Annotated in this window: 16 protein-coding genes and 1 pseudogene; 10 read left to right on the top strand and 7 right to left on the bottom strand. The window is 69.0% G+C overall.

Features of this window, described 5'->3' with window-relative positions; translation table 11 throughout:
- Positions 1-6: 6 nt before the first annotated feature.
- The gene (locus Aut01nite_RS33690; RefSeq protein ID WP_043531583.1) at positions 7-1,149 is read left to right on the top strand and encodes a hypothetical protein; all 1,143 of its coding nucleotides are present in this window, start codon (positions 7-9) and stop codon (positions 1,147-1,149) included.
- A 44-nt stretch (positions 1,150-1,193) separates the two neighbouring features.
- On the opposite strand, the gene Aut01nite_RS33685 is transcribed toward Aut01nite_RS33690, so the two are convergent.
- The 4 genes from Aut01nite_RS33685 to Aut01nite_RS33670 form a co-directional block, all read right to left on the bottom strand.
- Positions 1,194-2,597 carry a GH1 family beta-glucosidase gene (locus Aut01nite_RS33685; protein WP_052164427.1) on the bottom strand — a complete coding sequence of 468 codons (1,404 nt, stop codon included), beginning with the start codon at positions 2,595-2,597 and terminating at the stop codon, positions 1,194-1,196.
- Entirely contained in the window at positions 2,594-3,493 is a 900-nt protein-coding gene (locus Aut01nite_RS33680) for a carbohydrate ABC transporter permease (protein ID WP_043531580.1), read from the bottom strand. The genes Aut01nite_RS33685 and Aut01nite_RS33680 overlap by 4 nt, the downstream gene beginning before the upstream one ends.
- Positions 3,494-3,503: 10 nt before the next feature.
- Entirely contained in the window at positions 3,504-4,436 is a 933-nt protein-coding gene (locus Aut01nite_RS33675) for a carbohydrate ABC transporter permease (protein ID WP_043531578.1), read from the bottom strand.
- A gap of 67 nt (positions 4,437-4,503) precedes the next feature.
- Complete coding sequence (locus Aut01nite_RS33670) at positions 4,504-5,745, bottom strand: ABC transporter substrate-binding protein (protein ID WP_236643099.1); 1,242 nt, start codon at positions 5,743-5,745, stop codon at positions 4,504-4,506.
- A gap of 284 nt (positions 5,746-6,029) precedes the next feature.
- On the opposite strand from Aut01nite_RS33670, the gene Aut01nite_RS33665 reads away from it, so the two are divergent.
- The 7 genes and pseudogenes from Aut01nite_RS33665 (at position 6,030) to Aut01nite_RS33635 (ending at position 15,241) form a co-directional block, all read left to right on the top strand.
- Positions 6,030-7,019, top strand: coding sequence for a LacI family DNA-binding transcriptional regulator (locus tag Aut01nite_RS33665; RefSeq protein WP_083999869.1), 990 nt, complete (start codon positions 6,030-6,032; stop codon positions 7,017-7,019).
- A 65-nt stretch (positions 7,020-7,084) separates the two neighbouring features.
- Positions 7,085-7,578, top strand: a pseudogene (locus tag Aut01nite_RS44975) (Tn3 family transposase); the annotation flags it as partial.
- A gap of 518 nt (positions 7,579-8,096) precedes the next feature.
- Complete coding sequence (locus tag Aut01nite_RS33655; RefSeq protein ID WP_052164426.1) at positions 8,097-11,069, top strand: PAS domain S-box protein; 2,973 nt, start codon at positions 8,097-8,099, stop codon at positions 11,067-11,069.
- 395 nt (positions 11,070-11,464) lie between these two features.
- Positions 11,465-11,662 carry an ATP-binding protein gene (locus tag Aut01nite_RS33650; RefSeq protein ID WP_043531570.1) on the top strand — a complete coding sequence of 66 codons (198 nt, stop codon included), beginning with the start codon at positions 11,465-11,467 and terminating at the stop codon, positions 11,660-11,662.
- A 100-nt stretch (positions 11,663-11,762) separates the two neighbouring features.
- Positions 11,763-12,134 (top strand): STAS domain-containing protein, encoded by a 372-nt coding sequence (locus tag Aut01nite_RS33645; protein WP_152629048.1) that lies wholly within the window; start codon positions 11,763-11,765, stop codon positions 12,132-12,134.
- A 158-nt stretch (positions 12,135-12,292) separates the two neighbouring features.
- The gene (locus Aut01nite_RS33640; RefSeq protein WP_043531566.1) at positions 12,293-12,601 is read left to right on the top strand and encodes an STAS domain-containing protein; all 309 of its coding nucleotides are present in this window, start codon (positions 12,293-12,295) and stop codon (positions 12,599-12,601) included.
- Between the two features lie 453 nt (positions 12,602-13,054).
- Positions 13,055-15,241, top strand: coding sequence for an ATP-binding protein (locus tag Aut01nite_RS33635; RefSeq protein ID WP_083999867.1), 2,187 nt, complete (start codon positions 13,055-13,057; stop codon positions 15,239-15,241).
- A gap of 559 nt (positions 15,242-15,800) precedes the next feature.
- Here Aut01nite_RS33635 and Aut01nite_RS33630 read toward each other — a convergent pair.
- The gene (locus Aut01nite_RS33630) at positions 15,801-17,060 is read right to left on the bottom strand and encodes an ROK family protein (RefSeq protein ID WP_043531564.1); all 1,260 of its coding nucleotides are present in this window, start codon (positions 17,058-17,060) and stop codon (positions 15,801-15,803) included.
- 196 nt (positions 17,061-17,256) lie between these two features.
- Between Aut01nite_RS33630 and Aut01nite_RS33625 the strand changes: the two genes are divergently transcribed.
- The gene (locus Aut01nite_RS33625; RefSeq protein ID WP_043531562.1) at positions 17,257-18,753 is read left to right on the top strand and encodes a cellulase family glycosylhydrolase; all 1,497 of its coding nucleotides are present in this window, start codon (positions 17,257-17,259) and stop codon (positions 18,751-18,753) included.
- Positions 18,754-19,117: 364 nt separating this feature from the next.
- On the opposite strand, the gene Aut01nite_RS33620 is transcribed toward Aut01nite_RS33625, so the two are convergent.
- Positions 19,118-19,624 (bottom strand): aldo/keto reductase, encoded by a 507-nt coding sequence (locus Aut01nite_RS33620; RefSeq protein ID WP_201775619.1) that lies wholly within the window; start codon positions 19,622-19,624, stop codon positions 19,118-19,120.
- Between Aut01nite_RS33620 and Aut01nite_RS44970 the strand changes: the two genes are divergently transcribed.
- Positions 19,524-19,838, top strand: a complete 315-nt coding sequence (locus Aut01nite_RS44970) for an MmyB family transcriptional regulator (RefSeq protein WP_373871560.1) — start codon at positions 19,524-19,526, stop codon at positions 19,836-19,838. The two genes, Aut01nite_RS33620 and Aut01nite_RS44970, sit on opposite strands and share 101 nt — an antisense overlap.
- A 21-nt stretch (positions 19,839-19,859) precedes the next feature.
- On the opposite strand, the gene Aut01nite_RS33615 is transcribed toward Aut01nite_RS44970, so the two are convergent.
- Positions 19,860-20,552, bottom strand: coding sequence for a Tn3 family transposase (locus Aut01nite_RS33615; RefSeq protein ID WP_236643098.1), 693 nt, complete (start codon positions 20,550-20,552; stop codon positions 19,860-19,862).
- Between the last annotated feature and the right edge of the window lie 597 nt (positions 20,553-21,149).

Raw genomic sequence — 21,149 nt, 5'->3', positions numbered from 1 at the left:
ACAGTCATGCCCGGATTCACCCGGCTGGCCGGCGGCGTACTCCTCGCCCTGGCCATGCTGATCGCCGGAGCCCCGGCACAGGCGGCGACCGCCACCGCGGCGCCCGCCTGGCAGCAGACCGACCCACCCCGCCCCGACTACCAGAGCCTGAACGCCCCGCAGATCCGCGCCTTCAGCGGCGACTCCGCCGTCATGACCGCGCTCTACTTCGAACCGGTCGACTGCGACTGGGTCTGCCCCTTCTCCTACCTGAGCTGGCGGTGGAACGGCACGACCTGGACCAGCACCCCACGCCCGCCGCTGACCTCGTACATCGGCGGATACGTGGCACTGTCGCCCACCGACCAGTGGGCCTTCGACACCGGCGCCGGCGGCGCCTTCCGCACCCACCGCTACAACGGCGCCGCCTGGACCACCACCACGGTCCCCTCGGTGAAATTCGACCCGAGCGGCGCCGCCGCGGCCGGGCCCGACGACATCTGGGTCGCCGGCACCGGCCAGTTCGGCACCGCCTACAAACCGGCGATCGCCCGCTGGAACGGCAGCACCTGGACGGTCACCGCCCTGCCGGCCGCCGCCGCGGCCGGCGGTGTCGAGATCAACGACATCCACGTGGCGGCTCGCAACGAGGTATGGGTGATCGGCGACCGCACCAGCAACTACACCGACTACCAGCTGTACGCCGCCCGCTGGAACGGCAGCACGTGGAGCGAGGTGAAGACCGGCACCGGGTACGGCCGGGCCACTCCCGTCCCGGCCGCCGCGGTGACCGGGACACCCGGTGACATCTGGATCACCGGCACCGACCCGGTCACCGGCTGCGGCCTGACCCTGCGCTGGAACGGCTCGTCGTTCGCCCGGCAGAACCTGTGCCAGGCGTCCGCGGTCAGCACCATCACCCGATACGGCGGCGACTGGGTGATCGGCCTGGCCCCGCCCCGGACCGGAACCGCCCCGGACGGCGCCCTGCGCCGCTGGACCGGCTCCACCTGGCAGCCGATCACCGGCCCGCACCCGCGGACCACCGAGGTCACCCACCTCGCCGCCGACCCGGCCGGTGGCGCCCTGTGGGCCTTCAGCCGGGGCACCGACGCCGCCGGCAACCGCACCCTGCCCGAGCTCTGGCGCCTCACCGGCCCGCTGAGCTGACCCGTGCCCGGCGGGTGGCCTCGGCCACCCGCCGGGCCCCCCCGTCAGCCGCGCCGCGCGGCGAGTTGCGCCCGCAGCCAGTGGTAGCTGGCCTTCGGCGTCCGCGTGCCGGTGCGGTAGTCGACGTGCGCCAACCCGAAGCGGGGGCCGTAGCCGCGCGCCCACTCGAAGTTGTCGATCAGCGACCAGTAGAAGTAGCCGCGGAGGTCCAGCCGGTCGTCGTCGGCCGCGGCCCGGGCCACCGCGTCCAGATGGTCGGCCACGAAGGCGATCCGTTCCGGGTCCGGCGCCGGTTCCTCGCGCAGTTCGGCGCACCCGTTCTCGGTCACGTAGATCGGCGGCAGCCCCGGGTAGCGGTCGGCCAGGCCGACCAGCGTGTCGTACATGCCCTCCGGCTCGACCGGCCAGCCCAGGTCGGTGGCGCGCACCCCGGCCGGCGCCGGCAGCTGCCGCACCCCGATGTCGTAGGCGCTGCGCGACGCCGGGTCGCTGCTGCGATACGGGGCGTCGGCCACGTGCACCCGGTAGTAGTAGTTGACGCCGAGGAAGTCCAGCGGCGCGGAGATCAGCGCGAGATCCCCGTCGCGCCGGAAGGACAGGTCGCTCACCCCGGCGTACAGGTCCTCGAACCCGGCCGGGTAGCGCCCGGCCAGCACCGGGTCGGTGAACTGCAGGTTGAGCATCAGGTTCTGCCGGTGCGCCGCGGCCCGGTCCGCCGGACTGCCGGAGGCGGCGACCGCGGGCGACAGGTTCAGGGTGATGCCGACCCGGGCCTGCTCGACGGCGCCCCGGATCGCGGCCGTCGCCAGGCCGTGCCCGACCAGTAGGTGGTGGGCCGCGGCGAGAGCGCCGTGCCCCTCGGTGCGGCCGGGCGCGTGCCGGCCCTCCGCATACCCGACGATCGAGGAGCAGTACGGCTCGTTCAGGGTGATCCAGTCCTCCACCCGGTCACCGAGCGTGCCGGCCACCACCGCCGCGTAGGCGGCGAACCGCTCGGCGGTGTCCCGGACCCGCCAGCCACCCCGGTCTTCGAGGGCTTGGGGCAGATCCCAGTGGTAGAGGGTGACGAACGGCCGGATGCCCCGCTCGCACAGCGCGTCCACGAGCCGGTCGTAGTAGTCCAGGCCGGCCCGGTTGACCGGGCCGCCGCCGTCCGGCACGATCCGCGGCCAGGCCACCGAGAACCGGTACGCGTCCACGCCCAGCCCGGCCAGCAGGTCCACGTCGTCGCGCCACCGGTGATAGCTGTCGCACGCGACGGCGCCCGACGACCCGTCGGCGACGGCGCCCGGACGGCGGCAGAAGACGTCCCAGATCGACTCGCCGCGGCCGTCCTCGCCGGCCGCGCCCTCGATCTGGTACGCCGCGGTGGCCGCCCCCCAGAGGAAACCGGCCGGCAGGTCGGGCAGCGCCGGCGCCGGGGTGGGGTCGGCCGAAATCGATGTCATCCCTTGATTGCTCCTTGCATGATGCCGCCGACGATCTGCCGGCCGAGGACCATGAACACGATGAGGATCGGCAACGTGGCGAGCAGCGTGCCGGTCAGCGTCAGCGTGTAGTCGGTGGTGTAACCGCTGGCCAGTGCGGACAGCGCGACCTGGACGGTCGCGTTGTCCTGCAGCACCACCAGCGGCCAGAAGAAGTCGTTCCAGGCCTGCATGAAGGTGAACAGGCCGAGCACCGCCGCCGCCGGGCGCGCCGCCGGCAGCACGACGTGCCAGTAGAGCCCGAAGGTGCCGGCGCCGTCGACCCGGCCGGCTTCGAGCAGCTCGTCGGGAACCGCCCGGCCCAGGTACTGGGTCATGAAGAAGACGCCGAACGCGGTCACCAACCCGGGCACGATCACGGCGGTGAGCCGCCCGGTCCAGCCGAACTCGGCCATCATGATGTAGAGCGGGATGATGCCCAGCTGATGCGGCACCATCGAGGTCGCGATGGCCAGCACCAGCAGCGGCTTACGGCCGCGGAACCGCAGCTTGGCGAAGGCGAAACCGGCCAGGGTGGAGAAGAACACCACCGAGACGGTGATCGAGCCGCTGACGATGAACGAGTTCAGCAGCGCCCGGCCGAAGTCGGTGGTGTCGAAGACCCGGGCGATGTTGTCGAACAGGTGGCCGCCGGGGATCAGCGCCGGCGGCACCCGGGTCACCGCGTCACTGGTCTGCGAGGACACCACGAGCGACCAGTAGAGCGGGAACACCGACCCGGCCACGACCGCGAGCAGCGCCCCGTACGTCCAGATCGAGGCCTTGCGCGGATAGCCGAACCCGCGCCGGCGGCGGGCAGGGCGCGGCGCCGGCGCGGGGACGGTGTCCGCCGGTGGCGGTTCCATGAGGGTGGTCACGAGAGCCTCCTCAGTCCTCGTCGTCGGCGATACGCCGGGTGAGCAGGAAGTTCACGATCGCGAAGACGACGATGACCAGGCACAGCGTCCAGGCGATCGCGGAGGCGTAGCCGAACCGGAACTCGCGGAAGCCCTGCTCGTACATGAACAGCGCCACCGTCTGGAACTGGCGGTCGGACCCGCCGGTCGGCGTCTGCGAGCTGGCGAACAGCAGCGGCTCGGCCATGATCTGCAGACCGCCGATGGTCGAGATCACGGTGGTGAAGATGATCGTCGGGCGCAGCATCGGCACGGTGATCCGCCAGAACTGCTGGCTCTGCGAGGCGCCGTCGAGCTCCGCGGCCTCGTACAAATCGTGCGGGATCGCCTGCATGGAGGCCAGGTAGATCAGGGCGTTGTACCCGACCCACCGCCACGCCACGATGAACGAGATGGCCAGGTGGGAACTCCAGGTGCCGGCCTGCCAGTCGACCGGGCCGATGCCGACCGCGCCGAGCAGCCAGTTGACCATGCCGAAGTCCCGGCCGAAGAGCTGGGTGAAGACGATGGTCACCGCCACGATGGAGGTGATGTTGGGCAGCAGCACGCCCATCCGCAGCGCGGTCCGGGCGCGCAGCCGGTGGTTGAGCAGGTGCGCGATCCAGAGCGCGGCCAGCAGCTGCGGCACGGTGGACAGCACCCAGATGCTCAGGGTGTTGCCGAGGGCGTTCCAGAAGTACGCGTCCTGCAGCAGCTCGCGGTAGTTGGCCAGGCCGACCCAGGAGTGCGAGCCGGCGTCGAGCAGGTCCCAGTCGTTGAACGAGACGTACGCCGTGTACAGCAGCGGGAACAGGCCGAACAGCGCGAAGAGCAGGAAGAACGGTGCGATGTACAGGTACGGCGAGCCCTTGGTGTCGAGCCGGCTCAGGCCGGCCCGCCGGGCTTGCTGCAGATAGGTGACCATCAACGATCCTTCTGTCGCCGGGTGCCGCCGGCGTTCGGCGCCCGAGTCGCCGGCGGCACGTCCACGGTCATTTCGCGAGGCGCTCGACGTCCTCGACCATCTGCTGCCACGACTCGTCCGGGGTCTGCTTGCCCTGCTCGACACGGACCAGGGCGTCGCGGATGGTGGTCTGGATGTCACCGGCGCGCGGGCCCTGGTGCTGCGGCTTCAGCTGCTTGGCCGCGGTGGTGAAGAGCCGGCCGACCGGCGCGTCGTTGAAGAAGTCGCTCGTGAAACCGGCGATCTCCGGCTTGTCGTAGAGGGCGGGGATCGAGGGCAGGTTGCCCATCTCGGTGAAGACGTGGGCCTGCTGCTCGGGGGCGCTCAGCCAGGCGGCGAGCTTCTTCGCCTCCTCGACGTTCTTGCCCTGCTTGGGCACCGTCAGGTACGAACCTCCCCAGTTGCCGCCGCCACCGGGCACTGCCGCCACGTCCCACTTGCCGGCGGCGTGCTTCGCCTGGTCCTTGATCTTGGTCATCATCCAGGCCGGGCAGGCGACGGTGGCGAACTGGTCCTTCGCGAAGCCGTTGTTCCACTCCTGCGAGCTGCCGATCAGCTTCGCCGACAGGTTGCCCTGGATGGCCTGCACGGTCAGGTCCCAGGCCTTGCGGACCTCCGGGTTGGAGCCGACGACGATGGTGTCGTCCTCGCTGTAGTAGCCGACCGGCGCCTGCCCGACGACGGCGTTGAACAGCTGGCCGCCGCCGTCGAAGAACGCGCTGCCGGCGGGGGCCTTCTGCGCGTACCGTTTGCCGAACTCGATGAACTGGTCCCAGCCGCTCGCCCAGGCCGCGGAGACCTGGTCGCGTTCGGACGGCACCCCGGCCTTCTCGAACAGGTCCTTGCGGTAGCAGATGGCCAGCCCGCCGACGTCGGTGCCGTACCCGATCTGCTTGCCGTCCTTGGTCAGCGAGGCCTGCCACTTCCAGGGCAGATACTCGGCCTGCCGGTCGGTGCCCAGGTCGGTGAAGAGGTTGCCGCGCTCGCGCATCTGGGCGATGAAACCGGTGTCGACGCCCTCGATGTCGCCCGCGCCGGAGTTGGTGGCCAGGTGGGTGGCGAGTTCCCGGTGGTGGTCGTTGTAGGCGGCGGTGTTCTCCTTGATCACGATGTCGGGGTGGTCCTTCTGGTACTGCTCGTAGAGCTTCTGGTACCCGAAGTTGCCGAACAGGTTGATGGTCAGGGTGATCTTGCCGTCGCTCCCGGCGCCGCCGTCGTTGCCGCCGCACGCGGTCAGCAGCAAGCCGGCGGTCAGAACGGCCGCGGTCATCCGAAACAGTCGGTGGCGCATGGTCTCCGGATCCTTTCGCGCGGCTCGATGTAACCGGTTTCATGGACGGCATGAAACCGGTTACATCAGCCGCGTAACAGTGAGCGGATGTCGTTGCGGGGATCGGTCGGGTCAGGCCGTGCCAGGGGCCGCCCTTGGATGCAGAGTCTGGCGGCATCGATGGGGGTCATGTCAAGTAACGGAACGGTAACGAGGGTTGCGGCGTTGACTGCCGCGCAACCGCGATGTTACGGTCCATGAAACCGGTTACACAAAGGGTGCGCATGGCGACGATCAGGGAAGTGGCCCGCTACTGCGACGTGTCCGTCGCCACCGTGTCCCGCGTCTTCAACACCCCCGAGATCGTCAGCCCGGAGACCCGCCAGCGCATCTTCGACGCCGCCGCCGAAATCGGCTACCTGCCCAACGAGTCGGCCCGCACCCTGGCCACGAAGAAGTCGAACATGGTCGGCCTGATCTGGGACACCGACCACCGCCGGCCCGGCTGGCGCCACCCGTTCCTGCAGGAAATCCTGGTCACCCTCAAGACCGCGCTCAGCGCACACGGGCTGCACCTGCTGATGCTGTCGCACCGCGAGCCCTACCTCCAGGCAGCCCGCCGGCACAACCTCGACGGCGTGGTCATCATCGACAACGGATCCCAGGATCCCGCGGTGCTCGCCCTCGCCGACGCCGAGATCCCCTGCGTCGCCCTCGACCTGCGCCGCACCGGCCCCACCTGCACCTACGTCACCTCCGACAACACCGGCGGCGCCACCCTCGCCGTCCAGCACCTGATCGACCGCGGCCACCGCCGGATCGCCTCCATCACCGGCCCCCTGCAGACCGCACCCGCCGCGGAACGGCTCACCGGCTTCCGCGCCGCCCTGGCCGCGGCCGGCCTGCCGATCGCCGCCGACCACATGGTGGAAAGCGACTTCTACCTCGACGGCGGGCACACCGCGATGCTCCGGCTGCTCGCCTCGGCGCCGCGGCCGACCGCGGTCTTCGCCGCCGGCGACGAGATGGCGATCGGCGCCATGCGGGCCGCCCGGCAGGCCGGCCTGCGGATCCCCGACGACATCGCGATCGTCGGTTTCGACGACATCGAACTGGCCGCCCTGGTCCCACCCGGGCTCACCACCGTCGCCCAGGACCGGGCCGGTTTCGGTACGGCCGCCGCCGAAGCCCTCGTCACCATGCTGCAGAACGCCGGACAGCCACCCGCCCCGACCGTGCTGCCCACCACCCTGATAGTGCGCGGCTCCACCTAGTCAAGCCCGGCGCCGACATCGTGCGTTCCAGGCATAGAGCGCCCGCCCGCTATGTCATCGAACGCCGCCTGGAACGGACCACCCGGTTCCGGCGGGTGGTGTCGCGGCGCAACGACTTCTACCAGGCGTTCCGCGAGGTCGGCCGGGTAATCCGCACCGTCGCGCCGCTGCGTTACCTGTCGGACCCGCAACTTCGGGCGCGTACCACGCGGCGACGAACAAGGTCGAGTCGTACAACCACTTCGTGTCCTGGTGCCGGTTGGGCAACCGCGGAATCGTGGCCGACAACGACCCGGACGAGCAGGAAAAGATCATCAAGTTCGGCACCCTGCTGGCCAACTGCGTCATCTTCCACACCGCCGTGGACATGACCACCGTCCTCCGCGGCCTGCTCGGCGAGGGCTGGCAGATCGCCGGCGATGACCTGGCGGTGCTCTCGCCGTACCTGACCGCACACATCCAACGCTTCGGCGTCTACGCCACCGACGAGGTCGCGCTCGCCCCGGACGCCTACAACGCGTACCTGGGCGTCGAGTTGGCCGGTATGGACTCCGCCTGAGCCCGAGCGGAAGACGCCGCCCGGCGGCTACCCGAGAAACTGGCCGTAGCCCGGAACGTCCTCGCAGCGCCGGCCACAAGTCCGTGGCGTGGGGCGGCGCTGCGAGCTGCGGCCGGTCAGCGCGCGCCGGAGGTGGGTCCCTCGGCGTATCCGACGCTGCTCAGCGCATCGTGCTGCAGCTCGACCCCGTCTGAAACAGCACACCGCTCGCCAGGAGCGGGCCGCGTCAACGCAGGTAGCCGACGCCATCGCCTACATGACCAAGGTCCGCACCGACCTGATCCGCACCGCCGACCACCTCACCCACACCTCATCGCACGGCCGAGAGTGATGTCGTCGCCGACACCGGAGAGCCCGATGTCGCTGTCCGCGAGCGCCGGCCCGCGACGACCCCCTGATGGTGTTCCTGGTTCCCGGCCAGCCAGCCGGGGTTGGCTCAGGAGCCGCCCCCACCTTCAGGGATCCGCTTTCCGGCTATCGGTCGTAGAGCTTTTCACTTTGGTCGACGATGAGGGGTGATGCCGAATCGGGTGGAGCCGGTAGAGAGCGGGCGGGTGGTTGACCCGGCCCGGCTGCGGCTGCTGGCGGCAACCGGCTTGCTGGACAGCGCGGCAGTGCCGTCGCTGGACCGGCTGACGTCCTTGGCGGCCCAGTTGGTGGGGGCGCCGCTGGCGCTGGTGTCGCTGGTCGACGCGGACCGGCAGGTGTTCGCCAGCGAGTGTGGGTTGAGCGGGCGCGCGGCTGTCGAGCGGCAGACGCCGTTGTCGCACTCGTACTGCAAATACGTGGTCGCCGACGATGCGCCGCTGGTGGTCGCCGACGCCCGCAGCGACGAGCGGTTGCGCAGGAGTCCGGCGATCGCCGACGGCCAGGCCATCGCCTACGCAGGGTTTCCGGTGCGGTCGCCGGACGGGCAGGTGCTGGGGTCGTTCTGTGTGGTGGATACCCGGCCCCGGCAGTGGACTGAGCATGAGTTGGCCATCGTGGAAGGTTTGGCGCAGGCGGTCGAGTCGGAGATCGCGGTGCGGCTGGCCAACCGCGAGCTGCTGCTGTCGGCGGCGCGGATGCAGGCGGTGCTCGATACTGCTCAGGATGCTTTCGTGTCCATGACGGCCGACGGGGTGGTCGTCGCGTGGAACGCCGCGGCTGAGCGTCTGTTCGGGTGGCCGGCGGGCGAAGCGGTGGGGCGTGCGGTGACCGAGCTGATGATCCCGCAACGCTTCCGGGCCGCGCACGACGCGGGTCTGGCCCGGGTACGGTCGGCGGGGGTGTCGACGCTGGCGGGGCAGCGGCTGGAGCTGGCCGCGGTCGACCGTGAGGGCCGGGAGTTCCCGATCGAGTTGACCCTGCAGGTCAATGCCGAACACGGTGAGCTGGTGTTCCACGCCTTCCTGCACGACATCACCAGTCGCAAACAGGCGCAGGCGCAACTGGAGTCCGAACGGCAGCATCTGGCCGACGAGCGCACATTCCTGCAGGCCTTGCTGGACAGCCTCGACGCTGGTGTCGTCGCTTGCGATGACAACGGGCGTCTGACGCTGTTCAACCAAGCTGTCCGGCGGCTGCACGGGGTATATCAAGGCCCGCTGGCTGACGAGGCGTGGGCGCAAACGTACAAGCTGTATACCTCCGACGGACAGCACATCCTCGCTCCGGAGCAGGTGCCACTGGCCCGCGCGTTTGCCGGGGAGACGGTCCAGGGTCAGCACCTCATCATTGAGGCAGCCAGCGGCCAACCGCGTAGATTTGTGGTCAACGGCCGGCCCATCGACACCCCGGACGGTCGCCGGCTCGGCGCCGTCGTGGCGATGCACGACATCACCGACGCGCACCACGCTGAGACGCTACGCCGAGCACGGCACGCGGTGGCCGAGGCACTGTCGCAAGCGACCAACGCCGAACAGGCAGCCACTACAGCAGCCGCCGCCGTGGCCGGCGAACTGGGTTGGGTCTGTGCCGAATACTGGCAGGTCACCGAGGACCGGCAGCAGATCGTGCGGGTCAGCTCGTGGACAGCGCCCGGCCGTGACCTGAGCACCTTCACCGGTGCGCAACCGCTGACTTTCGACCGCGGGCAAGGATTGCCCGGCTACGTGTGGCAGCACGCCACCGTGGTCTGGACCACCGATCCAGGCACCGACATCACCGCCTTCACCCGGCGGTCGGCCGCCGAACAGACCGGACTGCGTACCGTCATCGGGCTCCCCGTGGACAGCGCGGACCGCGTCGTCGGAGTCTTGGCCTTCTTCACCGACACCGAAGTGCCCCGCGATCCAGACGTGCTGACGATGCTCGGCAGCGTCTGCGCACACGTCAGCCGCTTCATGGAACGCCGCCGCGCCGAAGACCTCGCCCTGGACCTGGCCGCCGCCCGCCACGACCTCGACCAGGTCATCGCACGGGTCAACGACTTCGTCTGGCGCCTGCGCATGCTGCCCGACGGCACCCTGCGGGTGCTCTACACCAGCTCCAACAGCAACGACGTCTACGGCGGCCCGTTCCCCACCGACACCGACCCGGCAAAGACCATGCGCCGGCAGGTCCACCCCGACGACCACCCCATCCTGGAGGAATTCTTCACCACGCTGGCCGACAACGAGCAGACTGAGATGGAATGCCGCGTCGTCGGCGCCGATGGTGTCACCCGCTGGCTGTGGGTTCGTGCCTTTCCCCGACGCGACGGCGATCACCTCGTCGTCGACGGCATCAGCACCAACATCACCGAACGCCGGCAGCTGGCAGAGCAACGCGAGCAGTTGCTCACCGCCCAGCAGGAACAGGTGCACCGGCTGCGGGAGATCGACCGGATGAAAGACGACCTCGTCGCGGTGGTCAGCCACGAACTCCGCAACCCCATCGGCGTGATCCGCAGCTACACCGAGATGCTGCTCGACGAGCCGGACCTTCCCGAACGGCAGCGCACCGACCTGACCGTCATCGACCGCACCACCAGCCACCTGGAACACATCGTCGACGACCTACTCGATTTGGCCCACCTCGACGCCGGAGGAGCCAAACTCAACCGGCGGCCGCTGTCACTGGTGCGGCTGCTCCGCGACGCGATCCGCGCTCACGAACCCGCCGCCGCCACCAGACACCTGACCATCACCACCGACATCGACAGACTACGCCCGGTACCCGCCGACGCTGCCCGACTGCGGCAGGTCCTCGACAACCTGCTCTCCAACGCCATCAAATACACCCCGGACGGCGGCACCGTCACCATCACCGCCGGTAACACCACCACCGGCATCACCATCACCATCACTGACACCGGCATCGGCATCCCCGCCGACCAGTACCCACACCTGTTCACCCGCTTCTTCCGCGCCAGCACCGCCACCGACCGCGGCATCAAAGGCACCGGCCTCGGCCTCGCCGTCACCAAAGCCATCATCGACGCCCACCACGGCACCATCACCGCCCAACCCGCCGCCCACGGCGGAACCCGCTTCACCATCACCCTGCCCAACGGCGGACCACACACCTGAAATGCTCAGGTGAGCGTGGGCGACGGAACGCCGGGATTCGATCATGTCGGGGCTGTTGAGGGCCCCAGGCTGCTGTGCCTGACCCACCCGGTACGCCGCGCTACCTGCTCGTCGGCCTCATGGGCATGCCCGACCCCGACGCCATCTGCCAGAGCACCCCGGCGGCGTTCCGGAGCCCGGGCCCGCAAGACCATGCGGACCCTGCTGGCCGACCGGCCTGCAGGGTCCGCAGCGCGTAGGCAGGTCCGCACGGTCGGTGCCGGGCACGGGCTGCAGGGCGATAGCTTGTACCGGTTCGAGCTAGCTGTGCACGAGGCGATGATCAACGCCGTGAACCACGGGGCGGTCACGGACAGCTGCTGCTGTGGCGCCACGGCGAGCACCTACGGTGCGAGATGAGCGATCACGGTCCCGGCATCCCAGCGACCCACCCGCCTGCCGGTCACAATGCCCCCGTCGCCGCGGCGGGGCAGCCCGGTCCGCGGGGGCTGTGGGTCATCCGGCAGGCCTGCACCGGTCTGGACATCACCACCGACGCCACCGGCGCCCGCCTGCTGTTGACCTACCGGCTCGATGGTCGGCTGTCCCCATGACCTTAACGGTCCGGCGGTTTCCTCCCAGCCGGTCCTGGCGGCGGGGTCGGGAGGCGAGTAGAACGGCGGGCAGAGCGGGGTGAGCGCGGGGGACGCGACGGTGAAGGAGCACATGATGGATGTCAGCGCACCGCGTATCACGGTCACCGCCACCACCACCGAGCTCGTTCCAGGCGTCGTTCGGGTCAGGGCCGTCGGTGATCTCGACGCGGCGACCGTGCCGGTGTTTCGCTCGCGGTTGTCCGCGCTGCTCACCGACGAGGGCGGCGGCGAGCGCGTGGAGTTGGACCTGTCCGGTATCGACTTCTGCGACGTCGCCGGGCTGCGCGCCCTGCAAGCGGTAGGCGACGCCGCCCAGGCGCAACGGCCGGCGCGGATCACCGCAGCCGGGCCCTGGCTGGATGTGCTGCTGCGCTTGTGCCCGATTCCTCGACTGCTGGACTACGCGCCACCACCGGCCACGATCGAGTGACACCAACCAGCCGCACCGTCATCGCAGATCGCTCGTGGCGCTGTGGGTAGCGTTGGTGGGATGAGCGCAGCTGCTGCCAGCAACGTGGTCGTGATCGGCGCCTCCGCCGGCGGTATTGAAGCCCCGGCCATGCCCGGGCCGACGCTGACCGGCCGCCGGTGAACATCCAGACCAGCGCCGACACCGGCGGTGTCGTGCACGTCAGCGTCGCCGGCGAACTCGACATGGCCACCGCCGACAGCGTCAGCGAAGCTCTGAACACCGCGATCGCCGCCCCGGGCGCCACCAGGATCCTGGTCGACTTCGCCCAGGTCGGCTTCTGCGACTCCTCCGGCCTGAACGTCCTCGACCGGGCCTACGGCGCTGCCACCGCCGAAGGCGTCGCCTTCCAGCTCGTCGGCCTGCAACCGCCGGTCCGTCGCGTCCTGGAACTGCTCGGCATGCTGGACACCCTCACTCGTTCCTGACACGCACCCATAGCCTGCTGCCGGGAACGCCCGTACCAGAAGTCCGGGGCTGAGGAAGATCGGTACAGCGGAGCGTTAGAATTGCGTCACCATCGTGGCTACCGTTGACGAGAGCGGGCGGACGATCAGCTGGACCGTCACCGACGGCGGCATCGGGATCCCCGTCCGCTGGTGAGCGGCCCCGAGTGTTCCGGCGGTTCTACCGCGCTTGCACCGCTCTGGACCGGCGCATCCCCGGCACGGACCCGGTTTGTTCCATCAGCGCCATCATCGAACGTCACCACGGCCTGGCGCCACCTTCGCCATCGGCTTACCCGTCAAGCCGCAGTGATCCCAACCGGAGGGTGGGGGAAGATCATGCTTTTACATCGTTTCTGCCGGTTTTGACCTTCTAACCTCACGAGATGATCAGGAACCGTTCCTGGCCATTCCTGATCAGGGCTGGTGAGTGACATGCCTGACACGAACGCCGGGATGCCGAAGTCGCCGTCCCGGCTCCCGGCGGGCGCCGGCGCCCGCCGGGTCCTGCCGACAATGTCGGTCCCGCTGGACGCGGTGGCCCGCATGGCAGCACGCCTGGTGCGGGCGCCGATGGCAGTCGTCAGCCTGGTCGGAAGATCCGACGAGCAGCTGCTCGGCGTGTTCGGCCTGCCCGAAGCGCTGACCGCACGGGGCGCCGGCGAACACCTGGTGTGCGCGAACGTGGTCAGCGTCGGCGCGCCGCTGGCGATGGCGAACATGGCGGCTGCCGCCGAGTTCGCTGAGGATCCGCTGCTCACCCGGCACGGCATCCGGGCCTTCGCCGGGGTGCCGCTACGCGACGACCAGGACCGGCAGGTCGGCGCCCTCACCGTCCTGGACGACAAACCACACACCTGGACCGACGGTGACCTGGCCACGCTGGTGGAGATCACCGAAATGCTCGGTCCCATCCCTGTCGACGCAGACCTCGACACCGCGATGGCCACCCTGACGGGACTCGCTCACGCCGGCGCCGACCACCACGGCCCCGCCACGACGGCCACGGTCAGCGCTGCGATGCACGCCGACGTGCAAGCCGGCTTCATCACCGCGCTCCTGGACAGCCTGCAGGTCGGCGTCTTCGCCGTCGACGCCCATCAGCGGCCGGTGCTGTTCAACCGCGCCCTGCGCCACTTCTTCCGCCTGCCCGATCACCTGACCCCCGCCCAGGCCATGGCCGGCGGCCACCACCAGGTGCGTCACCCCGACGGCAGGCCTTACACCACCGACGAACTCTCCACCGTGCGCGCTTCCAAGGGGCGCAGCATCCGTGACGTCGAGGCGATCCTGCGGATACCCGGGCTGCCGGACCGTCACATGCTCACCAACGCCGAGCCGATCCGTGACGCCGACGGGCGCCTGCTGGGCGCGGTAGCCGCCATCCAGGACGTGACCGAACGGCGACGCCGGGAACGCTTCCGCGACTGCGAACTACAGGTGGCCAAGATCCTCAACGGCTGCGACACCATCACCGAGGCCGCACCACCGATCCTGCGAACCGTCGGCGAGACGCTGAACTGGCAGCACCTGGCGCTGCTGCTGGCCGACGACGTCGCCGACGTGCTGCGCCTGACCGCCTACTGGAGCGCCCCCGGAATCCACGTCGACGACCTGGTCGCTCACGTCGTCCCCCGCGGAGGCACCGGACCCGGGCACGTCTGGGACACCGGCCAGCCGTTGTGGCTTCCCGACCTCACCAACCCCGAATTCGCCGTCACCGAACAAGCCCGCGCCTTCGCGCACGCCGCCGCTCAACGGGGCCTGCACGCCAGCATGGCTGTACCGGTGCCCGACGGCGACACCATCTTCGGCGTCCTGGTGTCGCTGAGCTCCACCGCCGAGTACGACGTCTCGATCACCTGGCTGCTCGCCGGCGTCGCCGCGCAACTCGGCCAGTTCCTCACCCACCGCCGCAACATCGAACTGCAACAGCAACTGGCCCACGCCAAAGACGACTTCCTCACCCTCGTCAGCCACGAGATGCGCACTCCGCTGACCTCGATCATCAGCTACAGCACCGTGCTTGCCGAGGAGATCACCGATCCGGAACTCGTCCCCATGCTCAGCGCCATCATCCGCAACACCGGCGCCCTGCAGACAATCATCAACGAGCTGCTGGATCTCGCCGGCCTGGAATCGGGCCATGCGTCCCTCCGACCGCGCCCCGTGCACCTGAGCGACGTCGTCGACGCCGCAGTCGTCGGCGCCCCACCTGACGCCCGGCCACGCATACACACCGGCATCCCCTCCACGCTGATCCTTGACGCCGATCCCCACCGCCTGCGGCAGATCATCGACCAGTTGCTGTCCAACGCCATCAAATACAGCCCCAACGGCGGCGACATCCACATCAGCGCCCACCACAACGACACCGGCGTCATCGAACTCACCGTCACCGACACCGGCATCGGCATCCCCGTCGACGACCGCGCTCACTTATTTACCCGCTTCCACCGAGCCGGCAACGCCCGCCACACCGCCATCGGCGGCAACGGCCTAGGCCTCGCCCTCGTACGCGCCCTCGTCCACGCCCACAACGGCACCATCACCCACGACCCCGACCACCAGCCCGGCACCCGCATCATCGTGCGCCTACCCCAACACCACAGCACCAGCTGAACTGCAACTCCCGCCCAAGGAAGCCGCGCAGGAAGCCGCCGAGCTAGCTGCGGTGGAGGAGGCGAGCCGCCTGGCCGGTGAACTGTCCGACGCGCAGGAGACGCTTGACGAGATCACCCGGGAACTCGCCGCAGCGTCGAAGGCTCCGAGACCTGCACGAACTGCGCCCACCATGACGCGGGATGCCCCGGCCGCTGCTATCCACGCCCACCAGCCTGGCAAACCCCGCTACGGCCTGGTGCCGGATCACTGGACAGTCCCGACATTCGCCCTGTCACGACCCCCTCCTCCCGCCGCGGTCTTTCTTGTACCTGCGCCATGAACACGACGAAGTGACCACCGCAGCACGCCGGCAAGCGGCCTCATCGGGGCGGGTACCGCGGCGGCGAGCCGAGTCGCGCAATGGCGCGGCCTCAGTCCTCCAAGACCATCTCATGGCGGGCATTGGCCTTGCCTTGGCCGCACCCCTGAAACTCCAGCCGCGCTTTCAGTTTCGGAGTCTGCCCCGGGTCCTACATCCGCATACGAGCCACGATCCGGGTTTTGACATTCACGGCCGTCAGATCGACTGCGTCACCTCGGCCACCCCCGGAGCTGCACCGTCTTGCGCGCGGGTTCGGCCCGCGGTCAGCTCGCTCTGCAGCACGAGCACTGCCCCGCCGATCGCCGCCGCGTCAGGCCCGCTGACCGACGGCACGACTCGCACCGGGTGCGCCCGGCGAGCGAACGTGCGCCGGTCCACCTCCTGCTGGATCAGCGTCTGGTAGATCGAACCCGCCACGGTGAAGCTGGGCCCGGCGAGCACGATCAGGTCCAGGTCGAACAGGCTGGTGATCGTGACGGCGGCGCAGCCCAGGTACCGTGCGGACTGTTCGATGAGGGGCCGCGCCTGCGGGTGGCCTGCGTTGGCGGCCGCGGCGATACGCGCGAAATCGTGGAGGAAGTCCGTTCCGGCCGGGTCGAGCGCGAGCTGCTCGGCGAGCCCGGGTCCTGTCAGCGCCTGCCGGACGACTGCGGCCGGACCGGCGTAGTTCTCCAGGCAACCGCGATTGCCGCATGAGCATTCGTCGCCGTGCACGTCGATGGAGATGTGGCCGATTTCCACGCTGTTGGAGGAGCTCCCTCGATACACCTCGCCGGCCACGACGACTCCGCCGCCGATCCCGGTGGCCATGTAAATGCATCCGTACGCGCTGCACGGGTCGACCGTGCCCAGCCAGTACTCGCCGATCGCCGCCGCAGCGGCGTCGTTGTCCAGCAGGACCGGCATGCCGAGGATCTCGGCCAGTCTCGGTGCCACCGGGTAGTCCAACCACTCGCCGGTCGGTTGCGGGCTCAACAGCAGGCCCGCGTGCCGGTCCTGCGGGCCGTAGCTGACCAGGCCCACCCCCAGCACCTTGCCGCGGTCGACAGCCACCGCGTCCAGGATCGCATTCACCTGCGCGGCCAGGAACGGCAGCGCGTGTTCCGGCGGCATCTGCGCCGTACCGCGAAACGAGGTTCGGGCCACTCGGTGCCCGGCCAGGTCGATGACCACGATGACGCAGGTGTTGCGTTCGAGCTGCACCCCGACGCTGTAGCGGGCGGACGGGTTGAGCTGCAGCAGCGTGGGTGGCTTGCCACCGGTCGACACGCCGCGCCCGGCCTCGACGACCAGTCCTTCGATCATCAGATCTCGGACCAGCCCGGAGATCGTCGGCGGCGTCAAGCCGGAGGACGCCGCCAGCTCGACCCGGCTGATCGAGCGGGCCGCGCGGATCAGGTCGAACACCGCCCCACGGGTTTTCGGTCGGTTGCTCCGGACCGGGCTGGTCGCCATGCAACCTCCTGGGCACGTATCGACTTTCGTCAGTCAGCCTACTTTGGACCGTCGAGCGGACGCTCGACCGCGGTGAGGGCGGGGGTCCCGCCGCCCTCACGCGCATGGCGTTTCATTGACTTTAATAAATGTCATAACTAAGTTCATGGGAGCGCTCCCATATGCGCTGCCCTCAGAAGAGCAAGGAGATCAGCTGATGAGATCTCGTCGTACCCTGCTGGCCTGCGGCGTCGCCGCGGCACTCGGCGCCGGCACCGTGGCCACGCTCACGCTCCCGGCTGCGGCGGCAACCACCGGATGCTCGGTCACCTACACGGTGCAGAGCCAATGGACCGGCGGATTCGCCGCGAACGTCGCCGTCACCAACCTCGGCTCGGCCGTCACCAGTTGGACATTGACATTCGACTTCCCGAGCACCGGCCAGAGGCTCAACCAAGGCTGGAGCGCCTCCTGGGCGCAGTCCGGCGCACAGGTGACGGCGGCAAGCCTGAGCTGGAACGGGTCGCTCGGCACGGGCGCTTCCACATCGGTCGGGTTCACCGGCGCGTGGAGCGGCAGCAATCCGGTGCCCACTTCCTTCTCGCTCAACGGCACCACGTGTACGGGGTCCGTGGTCCCGCCCACGTCGAACTCCCCGTCCGTCCCGCCGAGCACACCGCCTGTCGGCGGATCCGCTCCGGAGCTCAAGGTCTCGGGCAACAAGATCGTCACCGCGGACGGCCGGGCCTACCGGCTGCTGGGCGTGAGCCGCTCCAGCGGCGAGTTCGCCTGCGTCCAGGGCAAAGGACTCTGGGACTCCGGCCCGGTCGACCAGGCCTCCGTCGACGCGATGAAGACCTGGAACATCCACGCGGTACGCCTGCCGCTGAACGAGGAGTGCTGGCTGGGGATCAACGGCTCGCCCAGCGGTGCCGCCTACCAGCAGGGCGTCAAGGACTACGTGGACCTGCTGGTCGCCAACGGCATCAACGTGATCCTGGATCTGCACTGGACGTGGGGCGCCTACACCACCGGACCCGACTGGCACTGCACCGACGAACACGCGACCTGCCAGAAGCCGGTACCCGACGCGAAGTACGCTCCGCAGTTCTGGACCGGCGTGGCCAACACGTTCAAGGGCAACGACGCGGTCGTCTTCGACCTGTTCAACGAGCCGTACCCGGAGATGGCCGCCGGCTGGAACAAGACGCTCGGCTGGCAGTGCCTGCGCGACGGCGGTACCTGTACCGGCATCGACTATGAGGTGGCCGGCATGCAGGACCTGGTCGACGCCGTCCGCGCCACCGGCGCCACCAACATGCTGATGGTCAGCGGACTCGAGTGGACCAACGACATGCGCGAATGGCTGGCCCACAAGCCGGCCGACCCCTTGAACAACATCGCCGCGTCATGGCACGCCTACAGCTTCAACGCCTGCGCCACCGAATCCTGCTGGGACACGCAGATCGCCCCGCTGGCCGAGCAGGTGCCGGTCGTCCTTGGCGAATTCGGCCAGGACGACTGCAACTTCGACTACATGCAACGGCTGGTGAACTGGGCCGACGCGCACGACATGGGATACCTTGCCTGGACCTGGAACCCCTGGGGCTGCACCACCGGCGCCGTGCTCATCGAGGACTGGGCCGGCACCCCCGAGCCCGGTGTCGGCGAGGGCTTCAAGGCCCACCTGCTGACCCAGAGCCCGTACCTCTGACCGCTCTCTCGGCCGGCCGGCTCGTCACGCCGGCCGGCTGGAAGCCCTCCCCCTCAACGCAGCTTGCCGACTGGTGAGCACCCGGAAGGCGCCGGCTTCGTGCTCTTCGGGATCACGGGACGACCCTGCCGCAGGTGCCAGCGGTCCGCCACCGACGGGTGATCGGCGCCTTGGCCATGGCTTACCGTCGATGTCAGCGGCCGGTATAGAGGCCGGCCGCCGCGCCCTGTCCTCTACCAGGGAGCACCAAGGGACCCGTACGCCGATCCGCTTGGTGGCCCTGGTCAGCCGCACCTCGCGGCTGTTGAGGCCGAGGGTGCTGCGACTCGGTCGCAGCACCCTCGGCCTTCCTTCCACCGGCGCTTCAGTAGCCGGTCGGCTGCCGTGGAGTGTAGGGAGCGGTGAGCATGACGTGCTCCTGCCCGCTGAGGGTGACCTTCAAGGCCGCAGCGGCGTCGTCGAGGTGGTGTGGTGCGGTGGCACCCACGATGGGTGCGGCAACGACCGGGTTGCTCAGGATCCACGCGAGCGCGACCTGCGCCATGGTGACGTCATGGGCGTTCGCGACGGTCTGGACCGCGTCGATGATGGCGTGGTCGGCGTCGTCGAAGAAGTGCTTGCCGATCTGGTCGTTGGCCGAGCGTGACGTCTGCTGGCCGTAGGGGCGGGCAAGGCGGCCGGAGGCGAGTGGGCACCAGGTCAGACTTGATACGGCCTGATCGGCGAGGAGCCCGAACATCTCCCGTTCCTCCTTCGTCGACTGGGACCAGATCGCCGACGAACAGGTTTTCAACCTGTGGCTCGGGCCCTCGACCGAGACGTTCGAATGGTTCACGGCAGACTTCGCGACCGTTGCCGGCACCGAGTTCACACGGCGGCTGCACCGCCATATCCCTCCTACCCGAGGCCCGCTGAGGATGACTCACCCGCGCGCGCATCAACTGCGGTGGAGTCGGGAGGTCCTTGAACTTCCTGCCTCGGACGCCCAGCAACTTGTACTTTTCCTACCCGCTGATGACGCGACCGCCACGGCGCTAGATCACCTATGCGAGCGCCCACACCGCACTGCCCTCCGCGCTGTCTGACGCCGGTCGCTTCGGCTGGGCTTATTCTTCGACGGCATCGGGGTCGCGCAGCGGCCGGCGAGCACCGTCCAGCTCGGGCAGAGCGAAGGTGTAGTGGCCGTGCACGTTGATGTGTCTGTACTGGTACGCGGAGAGGCGGGCGGCGTCGGCATCCAGCACCGGGTACGCCTGCTCGCGCAGTGCGTCCCAAAGGCCGTGGCGGCCTTCCTGCAGGTTGCGCATCCCCTTGAGATGCCGGCGGTAGTCCGGGTCGTCAGCGAATGCCAGTACGTGCCGCGTCTTGAAAATGCGCCCGTAGTGCGCGACCGCCTCGCCGAGGTCGGTGAGCCGGCCGTCGTGCTGCAACACCCGGATCACATCGTGCGCGGAGATCTCCCGGGTGTGCACCGAAGCGATCACTCGTAGCACGTCCGGCCAGTGTCGGCGGATCTTGTCCAGGTCGACCCGGCCCCGAGCAGCCTTATCCAGCATGCCGTAGTCGGCGCGGGCGTCGACACGCCCCAGCTTGGTGTCCGATAGGTCCGCGAGCACGGGCCGGTAGTCGAAGCCCAGCATGGTGACGATCCCGAATACCACGTCGGAGTACGACCCGGCGTCGGTGATCAGCACATCCGGCCGCGGCCCGCCGTCAGGGTTGTAGACCAGGTCGACGACGTTGAGGGGGTCGCGTGGGGTGCCGGACAGCACCTTGCCGGTTAGCCCGATCTCCGTCAAGAATCTGGTCGGCACGACCGATCAACGTACGGCACATCCACGAACGTCAACAGGCCGGATGGCTTAGCGCCGGATCCACTGCCATTGGTCCTTAAGGGCCGAGAAGGCGCATGAGGCTGCGCCCGAGACGATCAAATACAACGGCTACGCCAAGCGGATAGTCCTCGAAGAAGCTGCGTCCAAGAGCCCGGCTCGACGTCGGCGCGCGTCTGAACTCGCCGTGAAGATCTGCCAGATAGCCAGAGCCGCCCGCCAGATTCACGGAGCTTCTGCCAGTTACACAGAGCCTGTGCCAGATAGGTGTGGAGTGCCATCCGAACGTCAGTAGTTTGGCCATCGGATGTCAGTGCTCCTCCAGCCCTCGGTGTTCGTTGCTCTATGAGTCATCCTGTCCTGTCCGGACCGGCCGGCTGTGCTCAGGGGCGGTTCCGCGTAGGAGTAATTCCCGTTGCTCTATGACCAAGGCCGATTCGAGTCGCCGTCTGCCCTCTTCGTCTTCCTGGATAGGGTCACCATATGTCGCGAACGCTCCCGCCTCTGATCAGTGAGGCGACGGCTTTGTCAGTCGCCGGCCATGGGCTCCAGCGGTACGCGATG

It is taken from the genome of Actinoplanes utahensis, assembly GCF_016862455.1.
GTDB lineage: Bacteria > Actinomycetota > Actinomycetes > Mycobacteriales > Micromonosporaceae > Actinoplanes > Actinoplanes utahensis.
The sequence above is the reverse complement of the archived record's forward strand: the minus strand, read 5'-3'. Positions and strand labels throughout refer to the sequence as shown.